Here is a 20850-nt window from a genome sequence, read left to right on the forward strand (position 1 = left end):
TGTTTCCTCCTTTCCCGGCCTCGGGACACTTTGTCCCGAAGTCCGTCCGTTTAATGCGCCCCGAAGATGCGCTGGGCGATGCCGCCTGTCTTAAACAGCATGAAGCACAGAAGAACCGTATAGCCCACGGTTCCCCATATCGCTCCAATCGGATCGCCGCCTGTGGCGATGCCTTGAATAAGCACCGCATAGATCGCAACACAGACCAGTATGAGCATCCCTTGAAAGCCTACGGCGAACAGGGATTTTAGGTAGTTCTGCCCTGTGCCGCCCAGCTCCCGGTTGGAAAGCGTGGCAACGGGCAGGGGTGCTAAACTGGTCATTAAATATATTTCAATCATTCTTCCGTACACCAGAACGAAAATGATGATCCCCATGATCTGCATGGTCAGCCCGATCACAGAGGACTGGAGCCACAGGCCAAGGAGCGGCCCCAAGTCCATGCCCTCCAGCGTGATTTCCAGCTCCGTCAGCATATCCGGCGTAATGTCGGTGGAGCCTTGGATGAGCCCCGCCGCATCCGCAATCACGCTCTGCGACACATCGAACACCGCCATGACAATATTAAAGGTGTTGGAAAGAATGAGGATGGCACAAGCGGTTTTGAATACCCATTTGTAGATATTCGCCACATCAAACTCGTGCATATTGTTCTTTTCCAAAAGCATCTGTATCAGCTCGTAGGTGGCAACAAAGGTCAGCACCAATCCGGCAATCGGCAGGATCACCGTTTCGGAAAGCTGGCGGATGAGGGAGAAAACCCTGGCGTTCCATGCCGCCGGGGTAGTCCCTACCTGTACCGCAATCTCTCCGACTTTGGCATTGACGGTATCAAAAAGCCCTTCGAGGTTCCCCATGATACCGCTGATCAACAGCTCTTTCAGCCAGTTCGTGAGCCAGTCGGTGAGAAAATCCATAAGCCCTCCTTAGAACAAGCCAGACAGCAGGGGGATCAGCGTGGTTCCCAAAAGGATGATGCCGCCGCCAGCCATGAGCTGCTTCATGCCCTGGCTCTTGGAACCTGGGTTGTCCGATCCATAGCCCTCCAGCAGATTGACAACGCCCCACACGCCAAGTCCAGCGCCGAGGGCTACAACAAGAGTCTGCAAAGTATCAATAGCGGAAGTGAAAAACTGCATAGAGCCTCCTTTTCTCCGGGGGGTATTCCCGGCCATGAAAAAAGCCGCCATTTCTGGCGGCAGGTTACATACTTCGGGACACTTTGTCCCAAAGCCCTATTTATGCAAAGGCGTCCGGATCGTCGATGTCATCATAATTGAGGATGTCCTCGTCCTCGCTTGTGAGCCCATCGTCCGGCACAGCCACGGCATACACCTCACACAGCTCGTCCGGCCCGGGCCGCCTGCGGCGGTTAATGAGCCGGTCAAGGTCAAAGGCGTTTTTCTTTTTGTCGGCTTCAGCCGTATATCGGTAGTTCGGGTGCTTTTTCAAATCGTATTTTGGGGAATAGAACGGGGGCAGGCCCCGAAGCTGTAAAATACACTTATCCCCGGGCATGGTCGCCAGTTCGCTGGGTGTCATCAGCTCCCGGCCCAGCCGCTGGTTATTTTGGCTGTAGCTTTCCGACTGGCCACGGGAGCGGCTGTCGGTCTGCATGGAGATTGTAGCCTTACCCAGCCAGTTCTCGGATATTTCCTTGATGGTGCTGGCCTCCCGGCCCCCGAGGAATATCACGCTGTCCATATTTCCCAAAATGGTTTCGGCGTGTTTATCGTAAATCGCCTTACACTGCGCCAACTGCTGATAGAACAGCGTTAAGCTGATCTCACGGGAACGGATGACAGCCACGATCTTTTCAAGCTGGGGAACCTGCCCTGTGTTGGCGGCCTCGTCCCACAGCACCCGTACATGATGGGGCAGGCGGCCTCCGTGAACATTGTCGGCCCTCTCGCACAGCAGATTGAACATCTGCGAAAAGGCCAGAGCCACAAGGAAATTATAGGTTTGCGTAGTGTCCGAGATGATAAAGAACACCGCCGTTTTTCGATCCCCGATGCGGTCAAGCTCCAGCTCGTCATAGGCCATGACCTCCCTAAGCTGGGGGATGTCAAAGGGAGCCAGCCTTGCACCGCAGGAAATAAGGATCGACTTTGCTGTTTTGCCGCTGGCCAGTTTGTACTTTTTATACTGCTTGACCGCAAAGCAATCCGGCTTTCGTTTTTCCAGGCCCGCAAACATATAGTCCACGGCGTTCATAAAATCCTCGTCATCCTCCTTGACCTCCATCCCGGAAATCATGTCAACCAATGTGTTCATGTTCCGATCCTCGGCGGGGCCCTCAAAAATGATATAGGCGATGAGGGCGCAGTAAAGCAGGGTTTCCGATTTTGTCCAGAATGGATCGCCTTCCTTGCCTTCGCCTTTTGTGTTGGAAATGAGAGCGTCCACAAATTTAAGGATGTCGGCCTCGTTGCGGATGTACGCCAGCGGGTTATAGTGCATGGATTTTGTGAAATCAATGGAATTGAACACCTTGATCCGATACCCACGCTTTTGCAGGAAGTGGCCCACCTGCCCGAGAACGCCTCCTTTGGGATCGACACACACATAGCTGCATCCGCCGTTTTTGTCTGCGCTGGCCTGCAAAATCTGCGGGGTAAGCCAGAACCGGGTTTTGCCGGAGCCGGACGAACCGATCACACAGGCATTGAGGTTGCGGGCGTTGGCCGGATTTTTCGGACGGGTATTCATGGTAAGGAACTCCGTCCCGGTCAGAATGATGTTGTTTTCAAACTTTGGATCTACGAAAGGGGCTATATCTTTCGGACAGCCCCAACGGGCTGATCCATACTCCTCATCCCGCCGAAATTTTTTAGCGTTTTTACTTTTCACATAGACCATTACCCGGAACGCCACAGCCCCCACAATGCCAACGAGCCAGTCAAAGGGAGCAAGCCCCGGGGCAAAGTCGGCAAAGGCCGGGCCAATGGTCTGGCCCAGCCCCATGAGCTTATGAGCAAAATCCGCACCCGCCGCCAGACGGTAGGCCGTCCCCAGCTTGAGAAAGGCCCACAGGACAAACAGATACGGGATGTTGGGAATAAGGTATTTTTTGATGCTATCGTTCTTCACGAACCACCTCCTTTGTCCGTTCCTGTGTTTTGGGCGGTTCCTTTACAAGCTGTTCCGCCGCTTTTTTGAGTTGTTCCCGGATGGGGATGCGGCTGGATTTTGACTGTTCCAACAGCCTGCGGGAGTACCGCTCAAAACAGGCGGTAATTGCATCCGCCTGTCCTGCCTTGAAAAACAGCAGGTATTTGTCCGGCCCGGTTTTGTAAAAAGCATAGTCCACATTGAAACGGCGGGCCATGCGGTCAAAGAGCTTCGGGGCCTCCACCTCGATGCTGTTCACATTTTCGCCGTGGGCCATGAGCTTTTTCACGCTCTGCCTGCCGTGGGGCCTTTGGGCTTTCTTATGCCGTTTGGCGATCTGGCGGCCAGCCGCCCGGAGCACATAGGCCAGCCCCCGGGCTGTCAGCTTGCTGGCCCGGACAGAAATCGCTATGGAGCTCCGGGAAATTTCTTCATCAATCAGTTACACCGCCTCCTTTCGCCTTGGGACAAATTGTCTCGAAGTCCAGTTACCGTTCCTCATGGTGTTTTTCAGCCAGCCGCCGGAACCCCTCCTTTGAGGAACCGTCAATAATTTCTTGATAAGCGGCCATCTGCTCCCGGATCGAAAGCTGAGGGTAAGCAAAAACCCTGTGTTCAGCGGGGATGTCCTGGGGGCCGTGGTAGACCTCCCGGAAATCGTCACTCACCTTCGTCACATAGCCGCCCGGTGCAAAGTGTCCGTTTTCGTTGATGGAAATGTCCTGCCCGTATGCTTCAAAGTCAAAGTAGGGTTTTATATTGTCCGGCACTTCGAGACTTTCCATATCCTCCACATAAAGGCGGCCCAGCATTTCCTCATTGTCCACACCGGGATGCAGGTCGTAGCAGTCCAGATTTTGCGTAAGGTTGATCAAGTCCTGCACCGAGCCACAATGCTGGTCGCTGTCCATAACCGCCTCCAGCGTTTCCCGTTCTGATGGGGAGAGCTCCTTCAGCAGATGGGCCAGGTGGTTGAGCTCGTCAATGTTTTCATACTCGCCCAGATAGTCATAAAGGCCGAGAATGTCGCTGTCAAAGGAGATAATAAAGTATTCCTGGCAGCGCACCCCGTCCACGCCGATCCGCTTTAAGAGGGACTGCACCTCCTCCGTGTTGGTGGGGAAATGCAGCGTTTCCCCCACCAGATGCCCCGCACTGTAAAGGGCAGGATTTGAAATGAAAGCCTCAAAAACAGACTCCATCAGCGTTTGCCCTGTCCCTTGACGGTCAGGATGCCCTCAAGGGTGGTGGCGGTAATTCCCAGCCGCTGGGCCACGGCAATATCATTTTTCATGGCCTCGGTCATGGTGTGGCCGCAGACCACCAGCACATGGGAGCGGCGGAGCAGGTCACGGCCCATGTCGATGCCGCTTTTATGCTCCTCGGGTACTGCGTCATTGAGAAACAGGGGCAGATAAAGGGGCGGGCAGATTGGGGAAAAGCCTGCCTCATAAACCGCCCGGCAGTAGCGGGCGGCCTGTTCTGCGTTTTCACTGTCGCCGCTCAACCATGCGGCGGTAATGTATGCAAGGGGACGCTTCATAGTCAATACCTCCGATATTTTAATAAGAAAGTTCAACCCAATCCCCCCGCCCTTTCCCAATCATGGGAAAGGGGGCGGCTCTGGAGGATATACCCCCGCCGCTTGCCGGGGAAATAGCACAGCCGGGGCAGACCGTCAAGGGCAGGCCGCCGTAAAACGGCGGTGCGATGCACCCTTGACAGCCCGCTCCCGGCTGTACGAAAAAACAGGCGGCGACGGGGGATATATACCACCAGAGCCATGATGCGGAGGGCAGGGCCCTCGGGACAAAATGTCTCGAAGTGGTTACTTGTCCTGCTCCATCTTTTTCGGAGCCTTCGCCAGTTCGGGCGGCTGTTTCTCTTTCCACTCGTCCAGCAAAGTCATGATCTGCTCCTTCATTTTGGCGGGAGTGGCTTCCTTGCCAAAATACTTTTCCAGTTCAGCGGTAGAAATAATCACGCCTCGATCCTCCTTTTTCTTTTCTGATAAGATGCCATCAATGACATCACCATTGAGTTTCCCGTCCTTGTCCAGCTCCCGGAGCTTTTTCGCCTGGGCCAGAGAGGGGGATGCCTGTTCTCCGTCAATGGAAACAGCGATCAGCCGCTGGTTTTTGGGGCGGATATAGGAAATCTCCACAGCGGGCATAAAGCCCATTTTTTTATCGTCCACCTTGTCCAGCAGTTCCGGCACAAGGGAGTTCAGCCGCAGATAACGCATGACCTTTTTATAGTTCATGTCGTGCGCCTCGCCCACGATCTCAACGGAGCGTTTTCCAATATCGCCCTCGGCCACATTTTTCAGCCGCCCGCCCTGGTGCTTGATGTCCTCCACTTCCAGTTCCAACAGGGCGGCCAGTTCGCTGGGGAGCGTCTGATCCCTCTGCTTGTTGCTGTCCTTCATGGCCTGTACCGCCTCGTGGTCAGTCATTTCCCGGACGATAAAGGGCATTTCCTCCAGCCCGGCCAGCTCACAACCATGATGGCGGCGATGGCCTGCCACAATTTCATAACCCTTGCCATCCTTTTCCGGGCGGGCAAGACCGGGAACCATTACGCCGTTTGCCTTGATGGACGCTACCGTTTCCTGCATTTTGGCATCGTCCCGCACCTTAAACGGGTGGGGGCGGAATGTGTGGAACGGATGCATTTCGGAAAGCTTCAGATAGACCAGCTTTCCTTCCTCCACAGGACGGGGCGGAGCGGCTGGCTCAGGCGGAGCCTGTTCCGGGGCCGGAGCCGCATTTTCGGGTGGGGCCTTTTCGGGTTCCGGGGCAGCTTTAACCTCCGCAGCCTTTTTCCCACTTCGGGACAATTTGTCTCGCTTAGTCGGCGTGGCCTCGCCGGGGGCCGCCTTATCCGCCTTGGGTGGGCGGCCCTTGCGGGGCTTCGCCGCCTCCTTGCCAGCAGGATCCGCTTTTTCCTCTTTTGGGGGACGGCCCCGACGGGCCTTTTTAGGTTCATCATCCCCAGCGGTGGGAGGTTCCTCCTGCGTTTTCTCCTTCGGCTCTTTTGCCGCCTCCTCTTTTTCTACCTCGGCCCGGGCTGTCTGCCGCTTTTCATTCATCAGCTCATTGATTTTGTCAAAGGACACCACCACATCACCGGGCTCGGGCTGGGCAGGCCCCTCCTGCTGGGGTGTGGGAGCGGCAGTTTGTTCGGGAGCCGGAGCCTGGGGCTCGTCAACCGTAACAGGAGCGGGAGCCTCCGGGAGCTTCTCCTCACCGGGGCCTGTGTTCAATTTTTCATCTGCCATTCACTATCCTCCTTTTCGTGAAAGTTGCACAATTTTGCGGGTTAAATTTCTGTAATTATTTTTCCGCCTCCTTCCGGTCTATCCACGCAAAAAAGCCGCCCGATTTGAACGCCGGACGGCTTTTTGTGTAATGTGATAGATCAAATATTATTTTTTGTGGTTCGTAGGCTCCGAAAAGCCTTGTATTTACAGCGTTCCTAATAGGAAACAATCATATCCTATTATACAGCAAAAGCGTATTGCCGGTCGCATAAACCGCAATACGCTATTGCCTTTATGAAGCTATTTTGTTACACAATACTCATAAACCATTCCACTGTTTCCGGTGAATAATGGGAAAAGAACAAACTCTTTCCGGTATCAAGTGTTTCAATCTGCTTCATTTCCTCATCTGTCAGCACAAAATCAAATACATTGAAATTCTCCTGCATTCTTTCTTCGTGCGTTGATTTTGGAATCACAACGACTCCATTCTGAAGCAGGAAGCGAAGTGCCACCTGAGCTACACTCTTTCCATATTTTGCTCCGATTTCTTTCAGTGCCGGAGTATTGAAGAAATCATTCTTTCCTTCTGCAAATGGTCCCCAGCTCATGATCTGTGTATGATATTTTGCAAGATATTCTCGAGCCACTTTCTGCTGCTGGAATACATGTGTTTCCACCTGATTTACCGCTGGAACAACTTCTGCGAAATGTGCAATGTCGATATAACGGTCCGGATAGAAGTTTGAAACACCGATTGCACGTGCCTTGCCTGCTTTATAGGCTTCCTCCATTGCACGGTATGTTCCGTAATAATCACCAAATGGCTGATGAATCAAAAGCAGATCCACATAGTCTGTTTTCAGTTTCTTCAAGGATTCCTCAATCGAAGCCTTTGCCTTTTCATATCCTGCATTGCTGATCCAGATCTTTGTGGTAATGAAAAGTTCCTCTCTTGGCAGGCTGCATTTTACAATTGCCTGACCTACGCCTTCTTCATTACCATATGCCTGAGCAGTGTCAATGCTGCGGTATCCGTTTTTAATTGCAGCAAGTACGCAGCGCTCTGTTTCTTCCGGCGGAGTCTGATAAACTCCATAGCCAAGTTGCGGCATTTTTACACCATTATTTAATGTAACATAATCCATTGTTTCGTCCTCCTTTTGTATTCATTTTATGAAATATGATATTTCTTGTTTTCTGTTTACGTTCAAATTATATTCTGTTAGAATGAATATATACAATATCAATTTCGAAATCTACTATTCATATTATGAATAGAAAGGAGTATCAAAATGTTAGACTTATCAGACCTTTACCAGTTTGTAACCTACGCAGACTGTGGTACCTTATCTGCTGCGGCAGATAAACTTCATATTTCTCAGCCCACTCTTACCAGAACCATGCATGATGTGGAAGATGCTTTTGGGGTTCCACTCTTTCATCGTGGTAAAAACCGTATCGAATTAACCGATACCGGTGAAGTAGCGGTAGAACAGGCAAGGTCTCTGCTTTCTGAAGCAGAAAAAGCGGTTGAGACCGTACAGACATTTGAACGCAATCAGCATACGATTACCATTCATTCCTGTGCTCCCGTACCTCTATGGTCATTATTGCCTGAATTGTCACGCAGATTCCCTGATAATATTATTTCCTCAAAACTGACAAATATGGATGAAATCCTTCAAAATGTCAGTTCCGGCAATGCTGATATCGGTATTCTTCCACAGTCCTGTTCAGATAAAAATCTTCTCTGCATCCCTTATCTTAAGGAACAGCTCTATGTCTGCATCCCGAAAGAACACAAACTGGCAGAACATTCACAGCTGAGCCTTCCACAGCTTAACGGTTTTAACTGCCTTCTTCGTGATGAAATCGGTTTCTGGACAAATCTGGTAAAGAGCAAAATGCCAGCATCCCGCTTTCTGATACAGACAGATGAATTTGAGTTTGAAGAATTGGTCAGGACTTCCACATTATTATGTTTTTCCAGCAGTAAAGCACCCGGCTCAGAGCAGACTCTGAAAGGGCGGAAACGGATTCCCTTAACTGATCCTGAAGTAAATGTTACCTATCACCTGATTAGTTCCGCTAAGAGTACTATTTTACAATCTATTTCGCCCACTTTTGAATTTCGTTATCAGAAGTAATCTGTTTTTCTTCATTAAAGCGTACATTGAGTCCCGCATGAACCGTTTTTTTAGACATAAACCAATAAAATATAACACAAAATGCTAAAGCAAACACAACACCAAAAACATTTTGAATCACTCTAAGACTAACCGCTTCTTGTAGTCCATAAGTCTCTGTAGCAATGGCTAAAGCACCAAATGTGTTAAATACTGCCTGCCAGCCATATTGTGCTGAAAATCCTACACCGATTCCACCAAGAATTCCTATATATGCATAGATTGACGAAGGAAGCAGAAAATATAATACTGTAAAACATATAACACCTGCAATATTTCCGACAATCCTTTTACGGACTCTGTAGTGCATATCTTCCATAAACGGCAAAATCGCTGACATGGCCGCAATACCAGCCCACATTGCACGTGGCATATTACAAAGTTCTGCAATGCAAAGGACAATCGGTACGCATAAAATCTGACATATCTGCCATTTTGTTCTGGAAGAAGTGATATCAAATTCTTGTATCAGATCTTTCAGATTTCTTTTATAAGTTCTGTTTTTATGATTTCGATAAAATACGAAGCAGGTAAGTGCTGCACCTAAAGCCATTCCGACTAATCGCATTTGATAGCTTTTTCCCGTAACATCATAACCATATAGCAGCAGATACCCAAGAACCAATGTAGATTGATTAAACATGAATGGATTATGGCATCCGAACAGAATCAACACAGCCAGTGCCGCAATATTTAACAGCATTCCCAATACCGGTGAAAACTGATTTGCTAAATGCGGACATACAGTCATAATTACAAAGAACAAAGCCAAAAGCATCGTAGATTGTCCGGTGTGGATCCCCAGATCCGCATTTCTAAACACCATGAGACATAATAAGACTACTACACCTACAATGCTGTTCTCATTTCCAAATAGGATACTGAAAATACTAACAAAGAAAAAACAAAATGCCATTGTAGCAGCTATCTTCACCAGATATACCCACATATGATATAATTTTTCTTTTAGTGTTTCACTCTTTTTCAACAGGTTTTTAGAACCTGCCTGATTTAACTGCAACTCCTGATAAAATGTCATGTAATTCCTCCTCTATCTGTTTTTCTTAAACTTATATGGTCTCATCTTTCTGTATTGGAAGCTCTACAACAAATTTGCATCCACCATATTCACGGTTTTCTGCTTTGATTGTTCCTCCGGCACTATCTACAATCCGTTTTACAAGTGCAAGACCTAGGCCATTTCCTTCTGCTTTATGAGATCCATCTACCTGATAGAACTTGTCAAATATTCTGGATTTTACATCATCCTCTATTCCTGGTCCTTCATCTTCCAGAATGAACTTAACAGAATCCTGTTCTTGTTTCAGAAACATCGTAATTGTCCCCTTTGAAGGACTGAACTTAATCGCATTATCCAAAAGATTTATCCAGATATGCATAAAAAGTCCTTCATTCCCAGTATATTTAACTTCCTCCAATTCTACCTGAAAACCAATTTCTTTTTCTGTCCATTTTGTTTCCAATGAAAGAAATGCCTGGCGGATCTGTTCATCCAGACGATATTCTGTTTTTTTCATTGGTATATTCTGATTCTCTAACTTGGATAACAGCAAAATATTACCAACCAATCCGGAAAGTCTTTGGGTGTTAAATAAGATTTTTTCTACATATTCCTCTTGATCCGGAGACAGTTCTTCTCCCTGAAGCAGCATTGTATATCCTTCAATGGCATTAATCGGGGTCTTAAACTCATGAGAAACATCAGATACAAAATCCATCTGCAGCACCTCTGTTGCACGAAGTTCTTTTGTCATAACGTTAAAACTTTGATAAGATTCTCCAACTTCTGCTATACGGCTGTTCGTTTCCAAATGCTGTTCAAAATCTCCCTGAGAAACTTCCTTCATTGCTTTACTAAGTCTGGTAATTGGTTCCAGTAACTTTGCATTGATAAAGGAAGTGATCAGCCCTGCAATCAATGTATTGAAAATCAAAAGCCAGCCAAGCACAGGTATGCTACCAGGCAGATTAAAAAAATGATTCAAAAAAGCAAATAATAACGCAGATATGACTGTTGAAAATACGAGTGCCAGCCAGATTGCACCAGTCAGACAGGATCGGATCCGCAATCCTTTTTCTTTCTTTTGTTCCATTATTTTTTCACCACCTTGTATCCAATTCCACGCATTGTTACGATTTCAAAATCAGGGTTATCTTTAAAACGCTCTCTGATTCTTCCTATATGTACCTCTATCGTATGTGGGTCTGCCTCCGTCTCGTATCCCCATACTTCATCCATCAACTGTTGTTTTGTAAATGTTCTGCCTGGCGAAGCTGCAAGCTTATATAAAAGCAGGAATTCTTTTTTAGGCAAAACAAGACTTTCCTTATCAGTTGTAACCGTCATTGCATCATAATCAAACTCTGTTGAACCGATCACAATTTTGTGTTCATTCAGTATCTGTGCACGGCGAAGCAGTGCTCCAACTCTTAAAACCATTTCATTCACATTTACCGGTTTTACCATATAATCGTCACTTCCCGAAAGAAATCCCTGGCGCATATCATCAAAGGAACCTTTCGCAGTGATCATAAGTACCGGTATCTGATATCCTGCTGAACGGAGTTCCGACACCAGTTCATAACCATCCATAACCGGCATCATAATATCGGAAATGATCAGATCAATATACTCTTTATCCAATATTTCTAATGCCAGTGCTCCATCCGATGCACTTTTGACCTGATATCCATTCTTCTCAAGCACTTTTTGGAATAGCTGGCTTAATTCTTTATCATCTTCTACAATCAATATTTGAAACACGTTTTCCTTCCTCCTTATTAAAACAGATACCTTGCCCATCCAAGCAGATGCTGTACCAAAAATATTTTTCTCTGACGTTTCTTTGTTAATTCGATTGGCTCTACATGATATGGATCACGATAGGTTCCATCTTCCAATACCTGGCGGGACACTCTTTCATATTCCATCATGCCCTCTTCCAACTGTTTATTAATATCTTTACTGCGAATTACAAGCATCAGTTCCGTATCCAGATATGCACTTCTCATGTCCATATTAAAGGAACCGATTACAGACAGATCATCGTCAATCAGAATACTTTTTCCGTGGTATGAATAACCGCCTTCATATTCCCAGATATTAATTCCTGTACTTAAGATTCTATTTCTGTTTTTCGCATAATCGGCAGCCCCAAATGGATTCCCATTATTTGCAACTGAATTTGTCATGATAGAAAAATCTGAATCGTTCTCTGCAATCTCCTCCCATGTATTATACATCATATCATTACAGATAATATATGGCGTGTGGATCTTCACACGATTTTTTGCATTTTTCATCAATTCTCCCAACTGATACCACACTACTGGTTCTTTGGAACCTGTGTGAATAGGATTTGACACTAATGCAATCTTTTCTGTCTCAAAAGTTTCGTCCGTGTAATCGGTATCGCAGATTCTTTCCTTATTCTCTTCAAAATATTTCTGATAGCCGTTCTGCAGCTCTAAAACTGCGTTCTTTACAGATTTTCTATTTGCCAGTTTTTTATTGTCATGAAAATAACCACTGTCTTCTTGTTCCCATATCGTTTCAAAATACTCTAACAACTGGTTAACTGAATTTTCTTTCTCAGGTTCATCGCAAACTACTAACACGTCTCTGTCATAGTTCTTATGTCCCGGAAAATCACCCAGGAAATAATTGTATGTATTTCTTCCCCCAAGAATATATCTCTTTCCATCTGCAATCAAATATTTATCATGCATTCTACCCATCATCTTCCATGGTTTCAACGGATTGGCCTTATTATATAGTTTAATTTCAACATTCTCATGGGAAGATAATCCATAGAAATACGGATTTCCTTCCATATCAATCCAGCTCTCCATTCCATCTACTAACAGACGAATATGTACACCTCTGTCTGCCGCATCATGCAGTGCTCCTAAAATCAATTTTCCACTTTCATCGGATTGAAATGCAAAAGTAGAAAGAATAATTTCCTTTTTTGCATTCTTGATCAAACGCACTCTTTGTAAAAGCGCTTCTGGATTCTTTTCTATGATTACTGCCCGTTCTGTATTTTCACTGCATTCGTTCCATGACCCATTTTTTGTTTCTTTTTTGGTTGTATTGGACACTTCCGGCTGCTTTTTATATGCAACGCAGATTCCGAGCAATTCATAAAAAGCCATACATAAAAAAATTGCCAGTATAACAAGAAGGATTTTACATATTTTATACTTTTTCATTGTACATCACCTGATTCCTTTTTATTTCATACTGATACAATACAAAGTCAATCTCAATTTAACCTCAACAAAATTTATTTTTCATAAAAAAATATGACAGGCTTCTTTTTAAAGAAACAGTCATATTTTTATTCTAATATATGAAGGAGCTTTTCTTACTCCGTTGTATTAATCACTATTTTATTTCTTCCATAAGCTGTCGGATTTTTCTCAATGTACACCGTGTAACTTCCAGGTCATCTTCTTGTATATTCGATATGATTTTTTCATAAGCTTCTATCATTTTTTCTTTCTGACAATTACTTAATTCAATTGCCTTGTTCGTCAAAACAAGGTACGTTCTTTCTTTTTTTTCATCTAATTTCCAGATAATATATCCTTTATTTTCAAGACTTTTTACCATCTTAGATGTTTCTGGAATCGATAATTTCATGTATTCTGCCACTTCTGAAAGATATACTCCTTCATGACAGTCTGATTTTTCAACACATTCCTTTATACTATAAAGGAACAAATAATCTGTTCTTTCGACAAATTCAAATATACTTTCAACATTGATGCTCTTTAAAAAAAAACTCCTCTGCACTGGTTCCTGCTCCCATATTATCGTTCCTCTCTTTCTATATATTCTTTTTTGCTGACTAGACTCTTATATGCCGGGCGAATGATCTTATCTGTAGTTATCAATTCTTCCAGGCGATGTGCACTCCAACCAGCAATTCTTGCTATCGCAAATAATGGCGTGTACAATTCTCTTGGAATATTCAACATGTCATACACAAAACCACTATAGAAATCTATATTAGGACTTACTCCTTTGAATATCTGACGCTGCTTTGCAATCAACTTAGGTGCAATCTTCTCAATATTGTTATAAAGGGTCATATCTTTCTCACGTCCTTTATCCCTTGCGAGTTGTTCTACAAAGCCTTTGAACACCCTTTCTCTCGGATCGGAAATAGAATATACAGCATGTCCCATTCCATAAATAAGTCCTTTCTGATCAAACGCCTCTTTCTTCAAAATCTTACTCAGATATGATGCAATTTCCTCTTCGTCTTCATAATCTTTCACATGACTTTTAATATCATCCATCATATTCATTACCATCAGATTTGCACCGCCATGTTTTTTTCCTTTTAAGGATGACATTGCTGCTGAAATAACAGAATAAGTATCTGAACCTGAAGATGTTACTACCCGTGTAGTGAATGTAGAATTGTTACCACCACCATGTTCCATATGTAACAATAATGCTATATCCAGTACTCTTGCTTCCAGTTCTGTGAATTTTGTATCTGGTCTTAATAGGCGCAGGAAATTTTCAGCAATAGATAAATCTTTTTCAGGTCTATGAATATACATACTTTCGTTTTTTTCATAATGACAATAAGCATGGTATGCATATACTGCTAACATAGGAAATACTGCGATCAACTGCATACTCTGCCTTAGCACATTCGGAATTTCAAGACTTTCTTTCTCCTTATCGTAAGAGCCCAATGTAAGAATACTTCGAGTCATAGAACCCATAATATCTGATGTAGGTGCTTTCATAATGACATCTCTGGTAAAGTTAGTCGGTAGTTCCATACAATCAGATAGTCTTCCCTGAAATTCCATTAACTGTGTATCAGTTGGCAATTCTCCGAATAAAAGAAGATATGCTCCTTCTTCAAAGACAAACCTTTTTCCTTTACTTCCTGTTACTAAATCTTTTATATTATAACCACGATAAGATAACTCGCCATCACATGGACTCTTTACTCCATCACAATATTCAAAAGCTTTTATATCAGAAATATTTGTAAGCCCCGTCAACACACCTTGGCCTTTTTCATCTCGTAAGCCTCTTTTTACACCATACTCTGAATACAGATTCTTACTAATGCTATCATTTTGTTCACAAAAAATTGCTTGCTGTTTCATATAATTTTCCAAATTGCTCATTTGAATCGCTCCTTTCATTCTGTTACGAACTTACATACTATACTCAGATATTCTTGTTTCCAGAGCATTCAGCATTGTCTGTTCTTTTTCTTATTCTTATTCATTAGCAATACAATACAATGGAAAACTCAATTTAACCTCAACAAGGTTTGTTTTTTCATCCATGCAAAATCTTCTTTGTACAACAGACTGTTAGATATAGCAAAAACGGCCTTTCAAAAACAGTTAACTTCTAAATCAACTGTTTTTTGAAAGGTCGTTCCATCAGATTCTTATAGCAATCCAGCAAATAATCTCATAAATAATTGTCCCAGTCGCAAATATGCACTTCGTCCGGTTTGATATTGGTCTGTCACATCACGACATTCTCCCATCGTTCTTATCAGATCATTTTTTATTTCCACAACTGCCTGACAATCTGCCATAAAACAGCCGTTTTCAAAATGGTGATATAAACTTCGATAATCCAGATTAATTGTTCCACAAGTTGCCATACAGTCATCTGCCACACTCATTTTTGCATGACAGAAACCAGGAGTCCACTCATAAACACGAACACCATGTTTAACTAATCCATGATAAAAAGAACGAGTTATATTATAAATGAATTTTTTATCAGGGATACCAGGTGTGATAATTCTTACGTCTACCCCTCGCTTAGCAGCCAGACATAACGCATGCGTCATTTCATCTGTTATGATTAGATATGGAGTCATAAACCAACAATATTTTTCAGCTTTATTTATCATACTGATATAAACTTCTTCTCCTACTTGCTCATTATCCATCGGGCTGTCTGCATAAGGTTGAACAAACCCAGTTTGCTGTGCCGCATAATCATAGTGGAAAAGGTATTTACTAAAATCAGAATCATTAGCATCCTTATCACTTACTGCATTCCACATTTCCAAAAATGTCACCGTAAGCGACTGAACAGCATCTCCTTCTAAACGAATACCTGTATCTTTCCACTGTCCATACGGGTGTGTGTAATTAAAATATTCGTTTGCTAGGTTATATCCACCTGTAAATCCGACTTTTCCATCAATAACTGTTATTTTTCTATGATCACGATTGTTCAAAAACAGATTTAAACCTGGCATAAACGGATTGAATACACGGCAATGAATTCCTATTGCCTCCATCTTTTTCACAAAATCTGTGTTAATAAAGCCTATAGAACCCATATCATCGTAGAATACTCTAACTTCCACACCTGCTTTTACTCGCTCTTCCAGAACATCTTGAATCTTATGCCATGCTTCAGCGTCTTCTATCGCATGATATTCCATAAAGATAAACTTCTGTGCTTTCTCCAAATCCTTAAGCTGTGCCTCTAATCCTTTCACTGCTTCATCAAAATACACAATATCCGTATTCTGATAGATTGGATACTGCGAATTTCTTTGTATGTAACTTGCTATATTTCCTGCTTTCGGAATTGTTTCTTTTATTCTGCTCAAACACTCCTGACTGTCCGGAAGCATTGGTAACAATTTGCTATCAATTTCTGCATATCGCTCACGCATTTTATGTGTGCCACCATTCAAACCAATCAACAAATACAGGCCTACACCCATAATTGGGAAAATTAGAATTAAGATGACCCAAGGCATTTTCATAGAGGATGTCTTATTTGATGCGTACAATCCCAAAACCAAGATTCCACTCAAAATCCTTGTAAATAAATTTATGATTTCTGCATATTCATTCAAGCGTGTTACGATAGTAATAATAAAAATCACTTCCAGAAGAATGCAGATTATGGAAAAACACAGCCGTTTTACCCCATTTTTTGTTTTTGCTTTGCCCTCTAAAGTATCTTGTTTCATATATATTCCACCTTCCTACTTGCTCAGTTTTCTCCCTAAATTTCGTGTAACATACCAATTTTGTCTTTTATTCTCTGCATTTCATTATCTGCTTCAATGATAGCTTCGATAACCATCAGTTTTTCAAACCAGGTATCCATAGCTAGGATGAATTGACTTACGTCTGGCAATTCTTGCAGCATTTCGTTTAGGGTTTTGTGCTTCACATATTTCTGCACATACACCCAACAGGCAACGCTACTGGCTTCTGATACAATGTCAGCTATGGTTTTGCGCATAAGTTCTTCAAATTCAGCAATTTCTTCTTTCGGAACAACATCATACAGTGTTGGTGCCTGATGACTTATCTTTACTCCATTTTCATTTGCATCTTTAAGCAGATTCTTAACTTTTTCTCTTGAATCCTCCGGTACTTTCATGTACTCCCACATAAATGCTACCACATCGGCTGGCCTTATTTATATCATTTCACTCTTTTTTGAAATAGAACAACACCACAGCAACAACTCAAATCGACTTAAAATTCCAGACTATTCGCATTCAGCAAGAAATACTTCATTCCCATGATGACAAAACCTTCATCATTTCTCCAAGGCTTTTTGCTGCCATTTACAATGACGATCTTCTTGAAAGAGTCCGGGATATTACGCAGAGAATTGAACTCCTGCGTCTGTTTTTCTTCCGAAGTCATGTCATATGCAACCTGGATATAGTATCTCTGGTTTCCTTGATTCACCACAAAGTCAACCTCCAACTGCTTGCGAACACGTTTGCCCTCTTTATCCTTATCGAAGATATCCACGACACCCACATCAACATTATAGCCACGGATCAACAGCTCGTTATAAACAATGTTCTCCATGATATGAGTAGGCTCCTGTTGTCTGAAATTCAGACGTGCATTTCTCAGTCCCAGATCCGTAAAGTAGTATTTCAGATTTGCACCGATATACTTTCTGCCCTTAATATCGTATCGGCTTGCCTTGGAAATCAAAAAGGCATCTGTCAAATAGTCGATATGCTTGGAGATGGTTTTATTAGCATAAGTCATCTGGCGCTCACTGGCAAAGATATTGGCAATCTTTGAAGGGTTGGTCGGTGCGCCAATTGCAGATGCAAGCACATCAACCAGAATCCCAATCTCATCCACGTTCTGAATCTTATTTCTTTCAATAACATCCTTCAGATAGACATTTGCAAAGATGTTCTTCAGATAGTCCGCTTTCTGTCGTTCGCTCTGGAAACTTACGATCTGCGGCAATCCTCCGTAGATCATGTAGTCATCCCATGCATCATCATAATCGCCGTCATAGACAGAATAAAACTCTGCAAAGGAGAGAGGGTAGATTCTAATCTCATCACCTCTGCCACGGAATTCGGTCACAATGTCGCTGGACAGGAACTTGGAATTACTTCCGGTGACATACACATCAATATTGCTCATGCGGAGCAGGCTGTTCAGCACTTCCTCAAATTGTGACATAAACTGCACTTCATCAAGAAGCAGATAGTATTTGCCATCGTCTTTCATGGCATCTTTGATGTACTTGAAACACACCTTAGGATCTCTTAGTTCCTCATTTTCAATACCGTCCAATGCAATCTCAATAATATGATCAACATCAACACCGTTCTCCAGTAAGTATCTCTTAAAGATGGTAAACAGCAAAAAGGATTTGCCACATCTACGAATGCCGGTAATCACCTTTATCATTCCATTATCTTTTCGCTTGATCAGCTGCTGTAGGTAAGCGTCTCTTTTAATCTCCATCGTTACACTCCCCATTTCCGTGCATCTGCACACTTTTTAGTAATAAGATTCTATCACAGAACGACCTGAATTTCAATATATATTCCCATTTTATGTGCATCTACACACTTTTATGTAATGTTGATAAATATATTTTCAGATTTTTTTGATTGCAGTGTCTATAATCGACTACTCCAATCGTTATTATAGGTAAACAACAAAAAGAAGATGGTTTCGATGTTTCATTAAATATGTTCGTTAGTCTTTTACGTTGTATGAATGAAAGGGAGCACATTTTATGAAGAAGATTATGAGTCTTTCTTCTGGACTGCCAGCTGATGAAACTCCTCAGACAAGTATACTCGTATGACGAAGACTGTGAAATACCACATCCGGCAGTCCTTCCCTTATTCTGTAGCTTTATTCATTGTTAATGGCTCGCCTGCTGATATTGCTTTCTATGCCAGACAGTTCTGCTCGTGTACGCCAGTACATAAGTACGTATTGGCTATGCGTGCCAGCTTTTGACGGTGCAACAGCTTCTTGAAACTGTCATAGCAGAAGCGGTAATACAGAAAAGCGACAAGTACACATATACCCGTCGCTATCAGTATGGTTATGAAGTTGTAAGGGAAAAGCGTCAAGCCGTTCTTCAATAAGCTGAAATGCTCCCAATCGGTACGCATGAGCTGTCCCATGTTCAAAAGCAATAGTACCGCTAAGAACAGAAACAGAAGCGTACCTGCACAGAAGCGGTAAACAAGTGTCTTGTCGCTGGCTCTGATACGGTGTCCTCTATTTAACATCATTCTCATAAATCAATCACTCCTTTCTGGGTATGGAAAAAGCGGTCAATCATAATGACTAACCGCTTAATGAACATAAATTTATTTTGCTCGCTTTTTTAGAATAGCATAACTTGCAACTAAAACCACGAAGAATAGTAATATGAAAGTTAAAGTATGAAATATTCCATTTGGATAAGGTGCTACCCAGCCTTGTTTGAAAACAAGGATAGAAATATATCCCGTAATCATAGAAATAGGCATAAAAGCAATCCCAATTATATTAAACCAACTTACATAAAATGTTGCTTTTTCTTCTGATAATATTCTTGCAATAAAATACCCAACAATTCCTACCGCTTGAATAATCATTGAACCTGCAACAGCTTCCATTGTTTGTAATTCATACCACCCACCAAAAGCACAGAGTAACCCAATAGCAACAAAAGCTGTTGATGAGATATAAAGTATTTTGCTTGCAATCTCTTTACTTTTTTGTTCCTTATCAGTAACTGGCTCAATGCCTTTTAGAATGTAATCAGTAGTTACTCCAAAAAAGTCGCTCATTATAATTACTTTTTCTAAATCTGGTGTACTTTGCTCACTTTCCCATTTAGAAACAGCTTGTCTTGAAACACCAACCTTATCAGCAAGTTCCTCTTGTGATATTCCTTTTGTTTTTCTTAAATATTGTATTCTGTCTGACATATTCATTTTCAGCACTCCTTTCTTCATGGTTATTGTAGCAATATTGGCAGTTGCACAGCCACCATTTAGGAATGGAAATATGTCAACTGACAGTTGCAATCGTGTTTTTTTGCAAAATATTCAAATATTCTTGACTATAAATCGTACTTTTAACATATTCACATTATAACAATTTCATATAATCGCTACAATGAAAATCTAGTTTACCAGCTTACTTTTTCTGCTGTCCCTGCGGAGCATTGTTCTGTGGATTGCCAGCTTGACCGCCTTTGTTCTTCAAAACAATATCATCTGCCTTGATGTACCAATCAATCGTAGTCCCTCTAAAGTTGGCATTTGCCACCGTATCAGCTACGGGATTGACAAGCTCGACTTCTGCATTGTAAGGAAAATCCTTTACGGGAACATCAGCAGAGATTGATACTTGTATCATGCGTTCCTGCACGCTACATTTCAAATCATAGGTACGACGCTTGATTTCCTCGCTTGTCGTCCCGTCCTCATTCTCTACACGCACCTCATGTCGAAGTGCAGAGAATTTCAATACTCCAAAAGTTTTCTCGTTATCTAATACAATTCCATTTGCTAATCTCATAATCGAATACCCCCTTATTTACTTTCTGCTGGTAACATATCATCAGCCATTAAAATGTAGTTTGTAAATCCACGTCCCTTGACGTTGTAGCCCTCTGCGGTAATCTTTGGATTGATAAGTTTGACACGCTGTTCTGGTTTAAAGTTTTTCTCGCCAGCCTTTGCAGGAAGCACAACGATAATATCGTCGGCTCTTTGAATATCCGAATACAAGTTGTAGCTTCTTGATACGGGAGTGTAGCGTCCGTTGATACGTTGCTGTTCTACTTTATTTTCCCCAGCAAATTCCAAGTTTCCAAAAGTCTGTGCCACGTTCGGCACGATATATTTTAATTCCATAGTGTTTTACCTCGTTTCTTTCCTTGAATTTGATTGTTGTTTATTCTGGCAGTTAATGAGATACCAGCAATCCCCCAGATAGTAAAGGGTA

General features: G+C 43.1%; 21 protein-coding genes and 1 pseudogene. 1 reads left to right on the forward strand and 21 read right to left on the reverse strand.

Annotation, left to right across the window (positions count from 1 at the left end; genetic code table 11):
- Positions 1–50: 50 nt before the first annotated feature.
- The 8 genes from RHOM_RS13265 to RHOM_RS13300 all read right to left on the reverse strand — a co-directional run bounded on the left by RHOM_RS13265 (position 51) and on the right by RHOM_RS13300 (position 7524).
- Entirely contained in the window at positions 51–917 is an 867-nt protein-coding gene (locus tag RHOM_RS13265) for a VirB6/TrbL-like conjugal transfer protein, CD1112 family (RefSeq protein ID WP_005933636.1), read from the reverse strand.
- 9 nt (positions 918–926) lie between these two features.
- On the reverse strand, positions 927–1139 hold the full coding sequence (locus RHOM_RS13270; RefSeq protein ID WP_014080814.1) for a Maff2 family protein: 213 nt from the start codon (positions 1137–1139) through the stop codon (positions 927–929).
- Positions 1140–1239: 100 nt separating this feature from the next.
- Positions 1240–3093, reverse strand: a complete 1854-nt coding sequence (locus tag RHOM_RS13275) for a VirD4-like conjugal transfer protein, CD1115 family (protein ID WP_005933642.1) — start codon at positions 3091–3093, stop codon at positions 1240–1242.
- Positions 3080–3475 (reverse strand): PcfB family protein, encoded by a 396-nt coding sequence (locus RHOM_RS13280; RefSeq protein WP_005933643.1) that lies wholly within the window; start codon positions 3473–3475, stop codon positions 3080–3082. Before RHOM_RS13280 ends, RHOM_RS13275 begins: the two co-directional genes overlap by 14 nt.
- A gap of 127 nt (positions 3476–3602) precedes the next feature.
- Complete coding sequence (locus RHOM_RS13285) at positions 3603–4316, reverse strand: antirestriction protein ArdA (protein ID WP_005933645.1); 714 nt, start codon at positions 4314–4316, stop codon at positions 3603–3605.
- Positions 4316–4657: a DUF7768 domain-containing protein gene (locus RHOM_RS13290; protein ID WP_014080816.1), complete on the reverse strand. Its 342-nt coding sequence runs from the start codon at positions 4655–4657 to the stop codon at positions 4316–4318. Before RHOM_RS13290 ends, RHOM_RS13285 begins: the two co-directional genes overlap by 1 nt.
- A gap of 285 nt (positions 4658–4942) precedes the next feature.
- Positions 4943–6394, reverse strand: a complete 1452-nt coding sequence (locus tag RHOM_RS13295; protein WP_005933648.1) for a ParB/RepB/Spo0J family partition protein — start codon at positions 6392–6394, stop codon at positions 4943–4945.
- A gap of 290 nt (positions 6395–6684) precedes the next feature.
- Entirely contained in the window at positions 6685–7524 is an 840-nt protein-coding gene (locus RHOM_RS13300; RefSeq protein WP_014080817.1) for an aldo/keto reductase, read from the reverse strand.
- A 147-nt stretch (positions 7525–7671) separates the two neighbouring features.
- Here RHOM_RS13300 and RHOM_RS13305 point away from each other — a divergent pair, with 147 nt between their 5' ends.
- Positions 7672–8526, forward strand: a complete 855-nt coding sequence (locus tag RHOM_RS13305) for a LysR family transcriptional regulator (RefSeq protein WP_014080818.1) — start codon at positions 7672–7674, stop codon at positions 8524–8526.
- On the opposite strand, the gene RHOM_RS13310 is transcribed toward RHOM_RS13305, so the two are convergent.
- The 13 genes and pseudogenes from RHOM_RS13310 to RHOM_RS13370 all read right to left on the reverse strand — a co-directional run bounded on the left by RHOM_RS13310 (position 8489) and on the right by RHOM_RS13370 (position 20759).
- Positions 8489–9604 carry an FUSC family protein gene (locus tag RHOM_RS13310; protein ID WP_014080819.1) on the reverse strand — a complete coding sequence of 372 codons (1116 nt, stop codon included), beginning with the start codon at positions 9602–9604 and terminating at the stop codon, positions 8489–8491. The genes RHOM_RS13305 and RHOM_RS13310 overlap by 38 nt on opposite strands.
- A 31-nt stretch (positions 9605–9635) precedes the next feature.
- Entirely contained in the window at positions 9636–10679 is a 1044-nt protein-coding gene (locus tag RHOM_RS13315; protein WP_014080820.1) for a HAMP domain-containing sensor histidine kinase, read from the reverse strand.
- Positions 10679–11389 (reverse strand): response regulator transcription factor, encoded by a 711-nt coding sequence (locus RHOM_RS13320; protein ID WP_044024695.1) that lies wholly within the window; start codon positions 11387–11389, stop codon positions 10679–10681. Before RHOM_RS13320 ends, RHOM_RS13315 begins: the two co-directional genes overlap by 1 nt.
- Complete coding sequence (locus RHOM_RS13325; protein WP_014080821.1) at positions 11368–12801, reverse strand: phospholipase D family protein; 1434 nt, start codon at positions 12799–12801, stop codon at positions 11368–11370. Before RHOM_RS13325 ends, RHOM_RS13320 begins: the two co-directional genes overlap by 22 nt.
- A gap of 175 nt (positions 12802–12976) precedes the next feature.
- Positions 12977–13387 (reverse strand): MarR family winged helix-turn-helix transcriptional regulator, encoded by a 411-nt coding sequence (locus tag RHOM_RS13330; protein WP_014080822.1) that lies wholly within the window; start codon positions 13385–13387, stop codon positions 12977–12979.
- Between the two features lie 17 nt (positions 13388–13404).
- Positions 13405–14769 (reverse strand): citrate/2-methylcitrate synthase, encoded by a 1365-nt coding sequence (locus RHOM_RS13335; RefSeq protein WP_172623729.1) that lies wholly within the window; start codon positions 14767–14769, stop codon positions 13405–13407.
- Positions 14770–15023: 254 nt separating this feature from the next.
- A complete protein-coding gene (gene cls / locus RHOM_RS13340; protein WP_014080824.1) occupies positions 15024–16583 on the reverse strand; it encodes a cardiolipin synthase in 1560 nt (519 codons plus the stop codon).
- Between the two features lie 35 nt (positions 16584–16618).
- The gene (locus tag RHOM_RS13345) at positions 16619–17002 is read right to left on the reverse strand and encodes a hypothetical protein (RefSeq protein WP_252193435.1); all 384 of its coding nucleotides are present in this window, start codon (positions 17000–17002) and stop codon (positions 16619–16621) included.
- A gap of 98 nt (positions 17003–17100) precedes the next feature.
- Positions 17101–18354: an ATP-binding protein gene (locus RHOM_RS13350; protein WP_014080826.1), complete on the reverse strand. Its 1254-nt coding sequence runs from the start codon at positions 18352–18354 to the stop codon at positions 17101–17103.
- Between the two features lie 488 nt (positions 18355–18842).
- A pseudogene (locus RHOM_RS13355) lies at positions 18843–19148 on the reverse strand (cell division protein FtsK); the annotation flags it as partial.
- A 72-nt stretch (positions 19149–19220) separates the two neighbouring features.
- Entirely contained in the window at positions 19221–19832 is a 612-nt protein-coding gene (locus RHOM_RS13360; RefSeq protein WP_014080828.1) for a helix-turn-helix domain-containing protein, read from the reverse strand.
- Between the two features lie 205 nt (positions 19833–20037).
- Positions 20038–20421, reverse strand: coding sequence for a YdcP family protein (locus RHOM_RS13365; protein ID WP_014080829.1), 384 nt, complete (start codon positions 20419–20421; stop codon positions 20038–20040).
- 14 nt (positions 20422–20435) lie between these two features.
- Positions 20436–20759: a YdcP family protein gene (locus RHOM_RS13370; protein WP_014080830.1), complete on the reverse strand. Its 324-nt coding sequence runs from the start codon at positions 20757–20759 to the stop codon at positions 20436–20438.
- Positions 20760–20850 lie beyond the last annotated feature (91 nt).

Source organism: Roseburia hominis A2-183 (genome assembly GCF_000225345.1).
GTDB lineage: Bacteria > Bacillota > Clostridia > Lachnospirales > Lachnospiraceae > Roseburia > Roseburia hominis.